At 67.9% G+C, this 13926-nt stretch carries 12 protein-coding genes; 4 read left to right on the top strand and 8 right to left on the bottom strand.

All coding sequences use genetic code 11. The features are described 5' to 3' along the window. Positions 1-167: 167 nt before the first annotated feature. From AC3ITN_RS02290 to AC3ITN_RS02280, 3 genes are all read left to right on the top strand, one after another. Positions 168-1058 (top strand): DUF2145 domain-containing protein, encoded by an 891-nt coding sequence (locus AC3ITN_RS02290; protein WP_489391936.1) that lies wholly within the window; start codon positions 168-170, stop codon positions 1056-1058. Positions 1059-1113: 55 nt separating this feature from the next. Beyond that, entirely contained in the window at positions 1114-1632 is a 519-nt protein-coding gene (locus AC3ITN_RS02285; RefSeq protein WP_489391935.1) for a hypothetical protein, read from the top strand. 77 nt (positions 1633-1709) lie between these two features. After that, complete coding sequence (locus tag AC3ITN_RS02280; protein WP_489391934.1) at positions 1710-2264, top strand: queuosine precursor transporter; 555 nt, start codon at positions 1710-1712, stop codon at positions 2262-2264. Between the two features lie 143 nt (positions 2265-2407). On the opposite strand, the gene glnE is transcribed toward AC3ITN_RS02280, so the two are convergent. Then, complete coding sequence (gene glnE / locus AC3ITN_RS02275; protein ID WP_489391933.1) at positions 2408-5227, bottom strand: bifunctional [glutamate--ammonia ligase]-adenylyl-L-tyrosine phosphorylase/[glutamate--ammonia-ligase] adenylyltransferase; 2820 nt, start codon at positions 5225-5227, stop codon at positions 2408-2410. A 630-nt stretch (positions 5228-5857) separates the two neighbouring features. Between glnE and scpC the strand changes: the two genes are divergently transcribed. Continuing rightward, entirely contained in the window at positions 5858-7372 is a 1515-nt protein-coding gene (gene scpC / locus AC3ITN_RS02270; RefSeq protein WP_313347771.1) for a succinyl-CoA:acetate CoA-transferase ScpC, read from the top strand. Positions 7373-7415: 43 nt separating this feature from the next. Here the strand turns inward: scpC and hglS are convergent, their stop codons facing one another. The 7 genes from hglS to AC3ITN_RS02235 all read right to left on the bottom strand — a co-directional run bounded on the left by hglS (position 7416) and on the right by AC3ITN_RS02235 (position 13869). Further along, positions 7416-8780 (bottom strand): 2-oxoadipate dioxygenase/decarboxylase HglS, encoded by a 1365-nt coding sequence (gene hglS / locus AC3ITN_RS02265; RefSeq protein ID WP_489391932.1) that lies wholly within the window; start codon positions 8778-8780, stop codon positions 7416-7418. 176 nt (positions 8781-8956) lie between these two features. Continuing rightward, a complete protein-coding gene (locus AC3ITN_RS02260; RefSeq protein WP_489391931.1) occupies positions 8957-9505 on the bottom strand; it encodes a hypothetical protein in 549 nt (182 codons plus the stop codon). Between the two features lie 4 nt (positions 9506-9509). Next, positions 9510-10259, bottom strand: a complete 750-nt coding sequence (locus AC3ITN_RS02255; RefSeq protein ID WP_489391930.1) for an HAD family hydrolase — start codon at positions 10257-10259, stop codon at positions 9510-9512. Between the two features lie 219 nt (positions 10260-10478). Further along, on the bottom strand, positions 10479-10892 hold the full coding sequence (locus AC3ITN_RS02250) for an EF-hand domain-containing protein (protein WP_489391929.1): 414 nt from the start codon (positions 10890-10892) through the stop codon (positions 10479-10481). Between the two features lie 219 nt (positions 10893-11111). Beyond that, a complete protein-coding gene (locus AC3ITN_RS02245) occupies positions 11112-11489 on the bottom strand; it encodes a hypothetical protein (protein ID WP_313347766.1) in 378 nt (125 codons plus the stop codon). Positions 11490-11555: 66 nt separating this feature from the next. Next, positions 11556-12287, bottom strand: coding sequence for a M15 family metallopeptidase (locus AC3ITN_RS02240; RefSeq protein ID WP_489391928.1), 732 nt, complete (start codon positions 12285-12287; stop codon positions 11556-11558). After that, a complete protein-coding gene (locus AC3ITN_RS02235; RefSeq protein ID WP_489391927.1) occupies positions 12241-13869 on the bottom strand; it encodes a serine hydrolase domain-containing protein in 1629 nt (542 codons plus the stop codon). The genes AC3ITN_RS02240 and AC3ITN_RS02235 overlap by 47 nt, the downstream gene beginning before the upstream one ends. Positions 13870-13926 lie beyond the last annotated feature (57 nt).

Raw genomic sequence — 13926 nt, 5'->3', positions numbered from 1 at the left:
GGTGGTGGTCTGGCACCGGGATGACACCCGTGGACCGCGATGACACCCATGGACCTCGATGACACCCATGGGGTGCCACTACGGGCCGCCTGTACCGCATCGTCGGTACACGGCCTGATGCCGCTATGATGCCGACGCGGCACCGTACCGCTGGAGAATGAAACGCAATGGATCTGCCCTGCCCCGGATTGCCTGAGCACCCGCCGCTGAAGCGCCTCGCGCTGCCGGCGCTGTTGTGCGCGGCGTTGTTGCTGGCCGCGCCCGCCACAAAGGCGCAATCGCAACAACCCGAATGCCTGGAGCGCCACCCCACCCCGGCCGCGCTGGCATCCATGTTCGATGTAGCCCAGCGTGCCGATGAAACGCTGGAAGCGCTGGATGGCGTGGATGTGGTGATCATCGCGCGCGGCGGTCAGGACCTCAGCAAATACGGGCTGCGCCACAGCCACCTGGCGTTTGCGATACGCGAGGCCGACGGTAACTGGCGGGCAGTGCACCTGCTCAACCACTGCAAATCGCCCGAGTCGGCGCTGTTCCACGAAGGGCTGGGCAACTTCATCGGCGAAACTGGTACGCACACCGACCTGCGCGTGGGCGTGCCCACGCCAGCCGTGCGCGCGGCGTTGAAGGCGATGCTCACGCCGCCGGGGATCCAGGCCAAGGCATTGCACGAGCCGCGCTACAGCGTGGTGGCCTACCCCTTCAGCGAGGAATACCAGAACTCCAACCAGTGGGTGCTGGAAGTGCTGGCGGCGGCGATGGCGCAGTCCCGCGACGGCACGCTGCTGGTGCGCCGTGCGCAGGTGCAGACGTGGCTGAAGGAACAGAGGTACACGCCCAGTTCGCTGCACATCGGGGTGGGCAAGCGGCTGGGCGCGCGATTCTTCGCGGCCAATGCGGCCACCACCGACCACCCGGCCAGCGAGCGCATCTCGGGCAACTATTCGGTGGTGACGGTGGAGTCCGTCTTTGATTTCCTGCAGCAGCAGAAGGTGCTGGCGCAGGAAGTGACGGTGGCGCACGAGCCGGTGGCAGGTATGGCCGCGCCAAGGCCGTGACACATTTTCGCGGCACTGGCCTGATGCCGGTACCGCCTTTGCAGAAGGAGTTGGCATGAAGCGTTTTTCGATTCTGGCGGTAGCACTGAGCGTGGCGATTGCAGCACCGCCGGCACACGCGCAGAACTTCACCCCCGGCCAGAAGGCGAGCAGCGTCGTGATGCTGGGCTCGTTCATCAGCGTGGCGGTGATCACCGCGCCGATCTGGCTCACGGCGGCCGGCTTCAAGGAGTCCGGCAAGGGCTCGGAGCGGCGCACGGCGGCCAAGGCGACGGGAACGGGCAACGGCAAGGCCGGGCCGCTGCCGCCGCTGACGGTGGAGAAGGTGGAACGGCAGGCCGACGGTGGCTACCAGGTGGCGCTGAAGAACCCGCAATCACCTGATGACCTGGCGGTGGTGCAGTGGCCGGCACGCGACGAGAACCCGGCGCAGGCGCTGAAGGTGGGCGATGTGCTGGACTTCACGCCCACCGAGGCCGGTGCGGGCTGGATGGTGGCCGATGCGCAGGGCACGGCGCTGGCGTTCATGCCTACGACCGATGCGGCCGCCAACAACCTGAGCGAACGCTGGTAAGTGAACCGGCCTGGGGTGGCCGTGGCCGCCCCAAGCCCGGATAATCCGCCGCTTCCTCGTCTTCCCCCTGGTTCGCCATGTCCGCGCGCCCTGCCATTGTGTTTGCCCCGTTGACCCTGCGCTCGCTGCTGCTGGCGGTGTTGGCCATGGGCGCGGTGGTGCTGGGCTCGAACGTGCTGGTGCAGTACCCGATCAACGACTGGCTGACCTGGGGTGCCTTCAGCTACCCGGTGGCATTCCTGGTGAGCAACCTGATCAACCGCCGGTTTGGTCCGGCGGCGGCGCGGCGAGTGGCGTGGGCCGGGTTCGCGTTGGCGGTGCTGTTGTCGATCTGGATTGCGACGCCGCGCATTGCGGTGGCTTCATGCCTGGCGTTCATTGCGGCGCAGCTGCTGGACATCACGGTGTTCGACCGGCTGCGGCGCGGGCATTGGTGGCGCGCGCCGATGGTGGCCACGACGTGCAGTGCGACGCTGGATACGACCATTTTCTGGAGCATCGCGTTTGCCGGGTCCAGTCTGCCGTGGGTGAGCTGGGCGGCGGGCGATCTGGCGGTGAAGCTGGCGATTGGCGTGTTTCTGCTGGCGCCGTTCCGCGCGTTGTTGTGGAAGATGGCGCCGCGGGTGGCGTAGCGCGCTGGAAACCTGCCCGCCCGCGGTAGAGCCACGCCCTGCGTGGCTGCACGGTGCATCCTGTTTTATCGCGGAGAGCAGCCACGCAGGGCGTGGCTCTACGGACGTTGTGTTTTTTGCGTTGTCCGTTGTTCGGTATCGCGTTATCCAGGCGTGCCGTTGAAGGGCAGCTCCGCTGCCTCGCATGCGGCGGTGATCACCCGCTGCGCTTCTTCCAGCGCGGGGGTGAGTACGGCCAGCCGTGGCCTTCTATCCAACGTGCACGCCAACCCCACATCCAGCAACGCCGCATGCGCCTCATGCAATGCGTCGCGCGTGCCGCCCGGCAGCCACGCGATGCTGGCCAGCACGTCGATCAGGCTCGGCGTATCGCGCGGCTGCAGGACCTGCGGGTGCACGCCGGCGCTGTCGAGCACGCCGGTCTGCAGCAGGAATTCCAGATCCACGATGCCGCCGGCGCCCTGCTTCAGGTCCCAGCGCGCGGCATCGCTGCGGTCCAGTTCGGTACGCATGCGCGCCCGCATCTTCACCACGTCGGCGTACAGCACGTCGCGCTCGCGCGGGCGTGCCAGGGTCTGCGCGCGGATCCGTTCGAAATCGGCCAGCAGGCTGGCGTCGCCGGCGATGCCGCGCGCGCGCACCAGCGCCTGGTGTTCCCAGGTCCACGCGCGCTCGCGCTGGTATTCGGTGTAGCTGGCCAGCGACGAGACGAGGCTGCCCTTGCCGCCGTCCGGGCGCAGGCGCACGTCGATGTCGTACAGGCGGCCGGCAGCGGTGACGGCACCCAGCAGCGCCATCACCTTCTGCGCCAGGCGTGCGTACCAGCGGCCGGGGTCGAGTGGGCGGGCGCCGTTGCTGCTGTCCTGGTCGGCCGGGTGGTCGTGCAGGAACACCAGATCCAGATCCGAACCGAAGCCCAGCTCCAGCCCACCCAGGCTGCCGTAGCCGATGATGGCGAAGCGCCCGCCGGGAATGACGCCGTGGGCGCTGCGCATGTCGGCCTCGCCCATGGCGTGCGCGGTTACCACCACGGCCTGGGCCAGCTCGGCCAGCTGGCGGGTGCTGTCCACGGCGCGCTGGCGGCCGTCGAGGGTGGCCAGCGCCATGCGGAAGCTGAGCGCGAGCCGGGTTTCATTGAGCAGGCGCAGCGCGCCTTCGGGATCGTCCACGGCCAGCGCGGCATCGCATTCGGCCTGCATGGCGGCGGCATCGGGAATGGGGCCGGACACGCGCACGTCGAGCAGTTCGTCGAGCAGCAGCGGGTACGCCGCGATGCGCTCGGCCAGCAGCGCGCTGCGCGCCAGCACGTTGACCAACCGCGCCAGCGCGCTGGGTTGTTCGTCCAGCAGCGCCAAGTAGCTGGTGCGGCGCAGGATGGCCTGCAGCAGGCCGAGCACGCGCTTGAGTGCGGCGTCGGGCTGCGGCGAGCGGGTGGCGGCGTGCAGCAGCGCGGGCAGCACGCGGTCCAGGCGGGCGCGGGCGCTGTCGGACAGCGACTTCACGCCCAGCGACTGGGCGAAATCGCGCAATGACTGGTCGGCACCCTGCGGATCGTGGAAGCCCGCGTCGGCCAACACCTCGGCGCTGCCGCCGTCGGGCAGGCCACGCCAGTAGCTGGCCAGTGCGTCCGGCGCGGCCTGGCCGGCGCGCGGGGCAAGCAGTGCGGCAAATTCGGTGCTGACCCGCTGGCGCTGCACATCCAGTGCGGCCACCAGCGCGTCCCAATCGGCGTAGCCCAGGCCACAGGCGATACGCAGGCGGTCGGTGGGGTCGGTGGGCAGGGCGTGGGTCTGGGCGTCGCGCAGCATCTGCAGGCGGTTCTCCACGCGGCGCAGGAACGCGTACGCGTGCAGCAGGTCGTCGCCATCCTGCGCGGCCATCTGCCCGCACGCGACCAGGGCCGGCAGTGCGTGCAGCAGGCGGCGCTCGCGCAGCGAGGCCTCGCGGCCACCGCGGATGAGCTGCAGGGCCTGGGAAAGGAATTCGATCTCGCGAATGCCACCGGGACCGCGCTTGATGTCATCGAACATGTCGCGGCGCGAGACTTCGGCGGTGATGGCCGCCTTCATTTCACGCAGGCCGTCGAGCGCGGTGAAGTCCAGGTAGCGCCGGTACACGAAGGGGCGCAGGGTCTGCAGCCACGCTTCGCCGGCGGCGATGTCGCCGGCCACGGCGCGCGCCTTGAGCCAGGCGTAGCGTTCCCAGTCGCGGCCCTCGCGCTGGAAGTACTGGTCCATGCCGGCGAACGACAGCGCCACGCGCCCGGCGCTGCCGAACGGTCGCAGGCGCAGGTCCACGCGGTGGCAGAAGCCGTCCACGGTGGTTTCATCGAGCAGCCGCGCCAGCCGCTGGCCGAGCCGGGCGAAGTATTCCTCGGCAGCCAGCGGGCGTGCACCGTCGGATTCGCCGCCCTGCGGGTAGGCGTAGACGAGGTCGACGTCGGAACTGAAGTTCAGTTCGCCGCCGCCGAGCTTGCCCAGGCCGAACACCACCAGCTGCTGGGCGCTGCCATCGGCGGCGCGGACCACGCCGTGGCGGCTGGCGAATTCCTGCTCCAGCGCGGTGAGCGCCAGCGCCATGCAGTCTTCGGCCAGCACGGTGGCGCCGGCCAGGGTGGCCGGCACGTCGTCCAGCGCGGCCAGGTCGCGCCAGATCAGCCGGGTGGACGCGGCGGTGCGGTAGCGGCGCAGGCGCACGGGCCATTCGGTGGGCTGCTGCGGGTCCAGCACGGGCAACGGCAGCGGCGGGCAGTCCGGCAGGGTCAATTGCGACAGCAGCGCGGGCTGCCGGCACAGGGTATCGATGGCGAAATCGCTGGTGATGGCGAGCAGGCGCAGCTGGTCGACCACGGGTTCTGGCGGCGGCCAGCTGCCTGAGTCATTCAGGCTGAGCGCAAGGCGGGCAAGCGCGCGGTCGACCAGGGGAACGAGGGCGGCGGGGACGGCATCGGCAGGAATCGGCATAAGGCGATTATGCATGGGGCGGTTGGGGACGGTCGGGCGATGACCTTGCGCGTGGGACACGCATGGCGTGTCGCTACGCGGGCCCGGCGCGTACGGACACGCCATGCGTGTCCTGGAGATGCCGGCCAAAGCGCGTAGAGACACGCCATGCGTGTCCCGAGATGCCGGCCGAAGCGCGTACGGACACGCCATGCGTGTCCCGAGATACCGGCCGAAACCCGTAGGGGCACGCCACGCGTGTCCCCGCGATACCGGCCGAAACCCGTAGAGACACGCCATGCGTGTCCCGAGATACCGGCCGAAGCCCGGTAGAGCCACGCCCTGCGTGGCTGCCGTTCTCGTAGATCTCCAGAGAATCAGCGCCGTTCACCAAATTTCAGACATAAAAAAGCCCGCTTGCAGCGAACTGCCAGCGGGCTCTGCTCCCTCCCCCACGTCGGGATGCAGGGCGATCTTCTAGGCTCGGCGAACAACTTGCACGCTGCACTGCAAAACAATACCGGCGGGTACAGAAGGCATCATTTTGCTGAACAGGCACCCGGGCGTCTGAAAACGCCATGCCACCTTGGTCGCACCCCGGCAGGGCCGGTGATGGTCGATAATGAAACTCCCCCAGAAAACGTAGTCGTCATGTCCGTAGATCGCATTGCCGACGCGCGCCTGCGCGATCGCGTTGTATCGGCCGAGGCCGCCGCCGCCCTCATTCAGCCGGGTGAAACCGTGGCCATGAGCGGATTCACCGGCTCCGGGTATCCCAAGGCGGTGCCGGTGGCGCTGGCGCAGCGGATCGAGGCGTTCCACGCACAGGACCTGCCCTTCCAGATCAGCCTGATGACGGGTGCCTCGACGGCACCGGAACTGGACGGTGCACTGGCCAAGGCCGATGGCATCGCGATGCGCATGCCGTTCCAGAGCGATCCGTACGCACGCAACCGCATCAACGAAGGCAAGCTGGATTACATCGACATCCACCTCAGCCACGTGGCGCAGCACGTGTGGTTCGGGTTCTACGGAGAGATCGATACGGCGGTGATCGAGGTCTCGGCGATCCGCGAAGACGGGTCGCTGGTGCCCTCCACGTCGGTGGGCAACAACAAGACCTGGCTGGACCTGGCCAAGAAGGTGATTGTCGAGGTCAATGAGTGGCAGCCGGCCGGCGTGGACGGCATGCACGACATCTACTACGGCACGGCGCTGCCGCCATTCCGCAAGCCGATTCCGCTGGTGCATGCCAACGACCGCATCGGTGAAACGGCGCTGCGCTGCGATCCGGACAAGATCGTGGCGGTGGTGCGCACCAACGGCCCGGACCGCAACAGCCCGTTCAGCCCGATCGACCGCAGCAGCGAGCAGATCGCCGAATACCTCATCGACTTCCTGAAACATGAAGTGGCCAAGGGCCGGTTGCCGGCCAACCTGCTGCCGCTGCAGAGCGGCGTGGGCAACATTCCCAATGCGGTGCTGGCAGGGCTGGCCAAGAGCGGTTTCCGCGACCTGACCGCGTTCACCGAAGTCATCCAGGACGGCATGCTGGACCTGCTGCGCGACGGCGTGCTGAGCTACGCCTCGTGCACCGGTTTCGCGCTGAGCCCGCAGGCCAATGAAACGTTCAAGGAGCACATCGACTTCTACCGCGAGCGCATCATCATGCGCACGCAGGAGATCTCGAACCATCCGGAGCTGGTGCGCCGGTTGGGCTGCATCGGCATGAACGGGATGATCGAGGTGGACCTGTACGGCAACGTCAATTCAACGCACGTGATGGGCACGCGGATCATGAACGGCATTGGCGGTTCGGGTGATTTCGCCCGCAACGGCTTCCTGTCGGCCTTCCTGAGCCCGTCCACGGCGAAGAACGGCACCATTTCGGCGATCGTGCCGATGGTGAGCCATGTGGACCACACCGAGCACGACGTGTCGGTGATCGTGACCGAGCAGGGCCTGGCCGACCTGCGCGGGCTGCCGCCGCGCAAGCGCGCGCGGGTGGTGATCGACAACTGCGCGCACCCGGATTTCCGCGACCAGCTCAACGATTATTTCGAGCGCGCCAGCCGCGATAGTTATGGCAAGCACACACCGCATCTGTTGCCGGAAGCGTTGTCGTGGCACCAGCGGTGGTTGGATACGGGCACGATGAAGGTGTGATGGGATGCAACGAAAAACGCCGGGAATTCCCGGCGTTTTTTTATCATCTGCGCAGGCGGTCCAGCGATTCCTGCTGCAGCCGTTCGTAGATCGCGAACTCGTCTTCGACCTTCATGCCCAACGCCTGCTCGAACGCATCGCGGTTGGCATGCGCGGCATACGCACGCTGCTCTTCGCCGCCGAGGTTGGACTGGAAGATGCCTGCAGCACTGACCGGCAGGAAATCCTCGTAGACGATCGGGTCGGCGCTGGCCAGGCCGGCGGCGACCAGCGCTTCGGCCGGCAGCTCGCCCACGGCGGCGGGCGTGGCGCGGCCCGCTTCGGTGAGCGCGTAGCGGTAGTACCCCAACCCTTCGCGGCGCAGGGTGTCGTGGTCGTCCGGGAACTGCACGAATGCTGCGGCCAGGCGGGTTGGATAGTCCTGGCCGGTGCTGCCATCGCCGCCGGCATCACGTGCCTGGCCCAGCAACTGGTCGTACAGCGCGCGCCCCTTGGGCGTCAGCGCCAGGCCGCGCTGTTCGATCTCGCCGAAGCGCGCGGTGTGGGTGCCGGCATCGCCGCCGCCATCGGTGGGGAAGTTCACCGTTTCCTGCAGCGCCTTGAAGCTGGTCTGGCGCAGCAGGATCGGGCAGCGGCGCGGCGGCGGGCCTTCGACCACGGCCTTGGCGTCGATGCCACGGGCGAGCATGGCGGCCTGCGCGGCGTCGATGTCCAGCGTGCGCGGGGTGAGGTGGTTGATGTGTGGGCCACGGAAGCTGACCACGTCGGCCACCAGGCGGTGGGCCGCGCTCAGGGCGTGGTAGGTGGCCAGCGACACCGTGGCGTCGCTGTGCCAGCGGAAGGTCTCCAGCGTGGCCAGGACGAAGCGGCGGGCATCGGCTTCGGCCAGGCCGCCGTCGCGCTCGGCCTGGGCAATCAGTGCCAGCGCCTCGTCGGTGAAGATGCGGCGACGCGCGAGGATGCGCGCCGATTCCTCGCGCAGCGCTTCATCGTCGATCAGCTCCAGGCGCAGCAGCGAGGTGAACACGCGGAACGGGTTGGCCGCCAGCGCGGGTGCGGTGCGCGGGCGGAACGCGGTGGAATGCACGGGAACGCCGGCCACGGACAGGTCGTAATAGCCGACCGGATGCATGCCCATGACGGCGAACAGGCGGCCCAGGGTGGCGAGCTCTTCGGCCGTGCCGACGCGGATGGCGCCGTGGCGTTCCTGCGCCAGGCGCGCGCGTTCGTCATTGCGGTCCAGCTGCGCGGCCAGCGCCGGGTCGGCGGTGAGCACGGCGTCGTTGATCTCGGCCACCAGGTCGACCAGGGTGCCGTACAGCGGCACTTCGGTGCGGTACATGGTGGACATGGCCTGGGCGAACAGGCTGCGGATATCGTCGGGTGAAACGAAACGGTCGGCGCTCATTACGTACTCGGCAACGGATCACGGGGAAGGCAGTCGCGCATTGTCGCGCAGGCGAACGGTGGCCGGCGAGGTGCAGAGCAGCATTGGGGGCCGAAGGTTGGCCGGCGCACGGCAGCCACGCAGGGCGTGGCTCTACGGGCGCGGTAGAGCCACGCCCTGCGTGGCTGCGCGGTACGTCAGCGCCCCGGCGCCGAATTGGCCGCCGCGCGGTCGCGCTGGGCGCGATCGCCGAGCTGCTGCCTGAGGGTGGCGTCCAGGGTCACCGGGCGGTCCCAGTGGTCGTGGCTGGCGACGATGGCATGGCGCAGCGCGCGCCAGTGCAGGTTGCTGGGCGTGACCGGCATCTGCGCCACTACATCGGACCAGCGCTTGTCGGCGCCCTCGTCAGGCACGGTGCGCGACCAGGCGCGCACGGCGTCGCGGCACGAATGCTCGGTCACCTTGGCCCAGAAGCAGGCGAAGTAGATGTCACCCGCCTGCCAGCCATGGGTGAACATCAACGCGGCCACATAGCCCCGCGATACGCCTGCATACCGCGATACTTCGTCCAGGAAGCTGTCCGGGTAGCGCTCGGCGTAGTGGTTGATGTCCTGCAGCTGGGTGTCTACCCAGGCATCCCCGGTGTGGACACGGTATGCCTCGGACTTTTCAGCGGTCTGCTGTGCGGTGGCCAGCAACGGCAGCCACAGCAGCAGCACAAGCAGCAGACGGGGCAGGCGCTTCACCGGCTCAGCCGCCCGCCGCCTTGGCTTCGATGGCGCGCAGCGCCTGCGGCCAGTCGAAGGCGGTAGCGGCCTCGACCATGCGCGGCTCGTCTGCAGCCACGCCATGCTGGGTTTCATGCGCCCAGGTGACGGCGTACGGGGTGTGGATGCCCCAGCCGCCGAGGGTGACCACGGGTTCGATGTCCGAGCGCAGCGAGTTGCCCACCATGACGAAGCGCTGCATGGGCAGGTCGAATTCTTCCAGCACGCGTGCGTAGGTTTCCGGATCCTTCTCGGACACGATCTCGATGCGTGGGAACAGATCACGCAGGTTGGCGACCTTGATCTTGGCTTCCTGGTGGAACAGGTCACCCTTGGTGATCAGCACGATCGGGTAGTCGCGCGCGATCTCGGCCACCGATTCGGACACGCCGTCGATCAGTTCGACCGGATGGCGCAGGGTGTCGTGACCAATGTCGAGGATCAGCTGCAGGTCGCGCGCGACGATGGTCTTCTGGGTGATCTCGATGGCCGCTTCGAGCATCGACAGGGTCATGCCCTTTACGCCGTAGCCGAAGACGCCGAGGTTGCGCTGCTGCACTTCAAGCAGGTGGCGCGCGGTGGCGGTGTCGTGCACGTCGATGTAGCGCGACAGGATGTCGAGGTAATCCTGCTCGGCCTTGCGGTAGTAATCCTCGCTCTTCCACAGCGTGTCGTCACCGTCAAAACCGACCAGACCGATGGCGCCGTTGGGCGTGGGCATGGAGGTCATCATGCGGCAAGGATAGCAAGGACTGAAAAGGGGACGGAGGACGTTAATTGGCCAATTAACGTCCTCCGTCCCCTTTTTGGGAGGAAGGGCGGCGTGGCCGCCCTTCCGGGTCCGATACCGTTGTCCAGCGGTTTCGGGGTGGTGCGGGTTTTACGGGCGCCGGTTGGGGCAGCCGATCGACACAGTCGGCTCTACACAGTCGGCACGGTGAAGCTGGCTGGATCAGCGGCCCGGGGCGGCGTTGCCGCCTGCGGCGGCGCCCTGCTGGGCGGCCACGTAGGCCTTGTACTCGTCCGGCGTGAGCTTGCCGTCCTTGTTGGTGTCGGCCTGGTCGAAGACCTGGGCAAGGCCTGCGTTTACCTGGGCCTCGGGCTTGCTGATGCTGCCGTCGCCGTCGGTATCCACGCTGGCCCAGGTCTGGCCACCACCACCGGCCTGCGAGGAGGCCTGGGCGGCTGCCCCGGATGCCGCGTCCGCTGCCTGGTCAGCCTGTGCCGCTGCCTGCTGCGCCTGCGCGGCCTGGTTCTGCGCCTGCGCGGCGCTCTGCTGCGCGGTCTGGGCCATCGCCGGAATGGCCAGCACACTGCCTGCGGCGACGATCAGGGCGATCAGGGGCTTGCGGTTGCGAATAGTCATTGGGTGGTCTCCTTGATGGGGTCTTGCACGGTTCGTTGTTTCCGCACGACCCCACACTGCCAGCCCGTTTGTGAATCGATCTTGCGCCGCGATCGGCGCGCGCACGCGGTCTTAACCACCCGCGCGCAGCGCTGCATTACCCGTGCAGTTACGCGCAGGTGAGCGATTGGTAAGACAGGCATTCAACGCGGCCGGATTTAACCGGAAGCAAACGAAACCTCAGGCATCGCTGGCGCTTTTTTCGCCTGAGCGGGAACTGAATATGAGCCAGCCCAGCGCAACACCGGACAGCGCCCCCACCACTTCCAGCACCACGCGCGAGCCCAGCTCGTTCGGATCGTGGATGGTGGCCAGGAACATCCGCGCGAACATCGGCGACTCCAGCCGCATCACCCCCATGTAGAACAGCTTCCACGCATCGATGCCGGCCGAGATGACCACACCGATCACGCACGCCCAGCCAATGGCATAGCCGTCCGACCACCCTGCCCAGCGGCACACCCGGTGCCACAGTGCGTACACCAGCAGGCCGATCAGCAGGGCGATCAGCCCGGCCTCCAGCGTGCCCAGCAATCCAAAGTGCAACGGCAGGTTCATGGTGGTCCGTGGGTTCGGTGAGCGCGCATTGTAGCGGCGCGCTGGCCTGCACCGGGCACGGGCCGCTCAGCGCACCGGCACGTCGTAGGCGGTGGTGGGGCTGGGCTCGGGCGTGAGGGTGAAGTGCCACCACTCCTGCGGGTAGTTGGTGAAGCCCTCGCGCTCCATGGCCTTCAACAGGATCTGCCGGTTCTGGTACTGGGTGAGGGTGATGTCGGCGGCGTCAGTGTTCGCGCGCGGGCCGAAGTAGTCGAAGTCGGTGCCCATGTCGAGCGCGGTGCAGGTATCACCGCTGCACTGAAGCAGGCCCAGGTCGACGGTGGCGCCACGGCTGTGCCCGGAGGTCTCGGCGATGTAGCCGCCCAGCAGCTGCGGCTTGTCCAGCCCGGGGTATTGCAGCGCCTTTCGCGACTGTTCGCGCGGATCGTTGGCCCACTCCACGAAGGAATGCACCGACTGGGCGGGGCGATAGCAGTCGAACAGCTGCAGCGCGTAGCCTTCGGTGCGCAGCTGCGCGTCCACCTTCGCCAGTGCCTGCGCGGCCGGCGCGAGCAGGTAGCACTTCTCGGCCTCATAACCGGGCACCGGGCGGCCGGTGAAGTTGTTGCTGCCGGCGTAGCGGATGTCCTGCTGGATATCGGGCGCCAGCGTGCGGATGTCGACCATGCCGGCCTCCTCCGGGGTACTCACCGGCACGATGGTGACGGCCTGCGCCAGGGCAGGCGTCATCGCCAGGGCATACAGCAGGAGGCTAGGGACAATCGCCGATACGGCTGAACTGCAGATCCTGGTAGTCATAGCTGAAGTCGATATCCGGATCGATCGCGCTCAACGTGAGCGTCGGCGGGGTGCCCGGCTGTACCTGCAGCCAGGGCTCGGCATCCGCCCCGAGGGTATCCCACTGAATCCGCCAGCGCGACCCGAGCTGCGTCACGGTGCCGCGCAGGGTGGGCGATTTGTCCACGCTGAAGCGCAGGGTGCCGTTTTCCGTGCAGAGCCGGGCCTGGCCCAGCCAGGGGTCGCGGTATAGGCCCTGCACGGCTGCGGGGTGGTCGCCACCGCGTAGAGCCACGCCCTGCGTGGCTGCGGGAGGGTCGGCACTGCTCAGCCACGCAACAGAATCATGCTCCGGTTCGAGCGGCCGGTATCGGGCGCGTGGCGACGCGTTCATCGAGACGGCGCCCACTGTTGATGCGGCGCGGCGTGGCTCTACCGGTTTGCGTGCGGTCGCGTCTGGCAGCGCATGGGTGGTGTTGCGGCGCTGGGTTCGTTTGGCCTGCAGCTGCGCGGCGTAGCCGGCTACGGTCTGCTTCTGCTCCGGCGCTGTGTAGTGCTTCAGCGCGGCCTGCATGAGCACGGTGCGTGCGTCCTCGCCCTCGCCGTTGATCAGTATGACTACGCCCACGTGCCGGTCGGGCAGCAGCGCGAGCGAGGAATACATGCCCGACAAGGTGCCGGTGTGCGCCACCTTCCACTGCCCATCCATGTCCGACAGACGCCAGCCATAGCCATAGGCGGAGAAGTGGGCGTTGTCCCAGCGGCGCTGGCGCTCGCCCAGCGGCATGGGCATGTGCGCGGTCCACAGCGCGCGGCGCTGGGCATCGCTCAGCCAACCGGGCGCCAGTGCAGCGTCGAGCAGCACCTGCATCCAGCGGGTCATGTCGCGCAGGCTGCAGCGGATGCCGCCCGCCGCCATGGAGGTCAGGTCCGGGGCGGTGGCAGCGTCTGCATTGATCACCACGTTGCGCCCCTCGCGGCGCGCATGCGGCTGGGCCACGTTGCCCACCTGCGCCACCGACCATGTGCCGGCCTGGCAACGGGTCATGCCCAAGGGTGCGAAAACCTCTTCGCGCAGCAGCTGGTCGTACGGTTTACCGCCGGCAGCGGCGGCCACTTCGCCGGCCACCACGTACATCAGGTTGTCGTAGGCATAGCCGCTGCGGAAGCTGGTGACCGGTTTGAGATGGGCCAGCCCGGCGAGGATGTCGGCGCGGGTGAAGGCGTTGGGCTCGGGCCAGAGCATCAGGTCGCCCGCCCCCAGGCCCAGCCCGCTGTTGTGGATGAGCAGGTCGCGCACCTGCATGTGCTCGGTGACCCAGGGGTCATGCATGCGGAACTGCGGCAGGTACTTGATGACCGGGTCGTCCCAGCGCAGCTGGCCGCGATCGACCAGGCGCGCCAGTACCGCGGCGGTCATGGCCTTGCTGTTGGAGGCGATCTTGAAGAGGGTGTCGGCGTCGATGGGTTCGCCGCCGCCGGCGCTGCGTTGGCCACGGGTATCGGTGAACACCACCTGCCCGTCTTCGACCACCGCCATGGCGATGCCTGGCAGGTGATGCTGCGCGACGGTGTCGTCGAGCATCGGGGTGAACGGTGACATTTCGGCCGCTGTCGCCGGACATGAAGCGGCCAGCGTGAGTGACAGAAGCAGCGTCGT

It is taken from the genome of Stenotrophomonas sp. KH_036_B, from assembly GCF_057839485.1.
The sequence above is the reverse complement of the archived record's forward strand: the minus strand, read 5'-3'. Positions and strand labels throughout refer to the sequence as shown.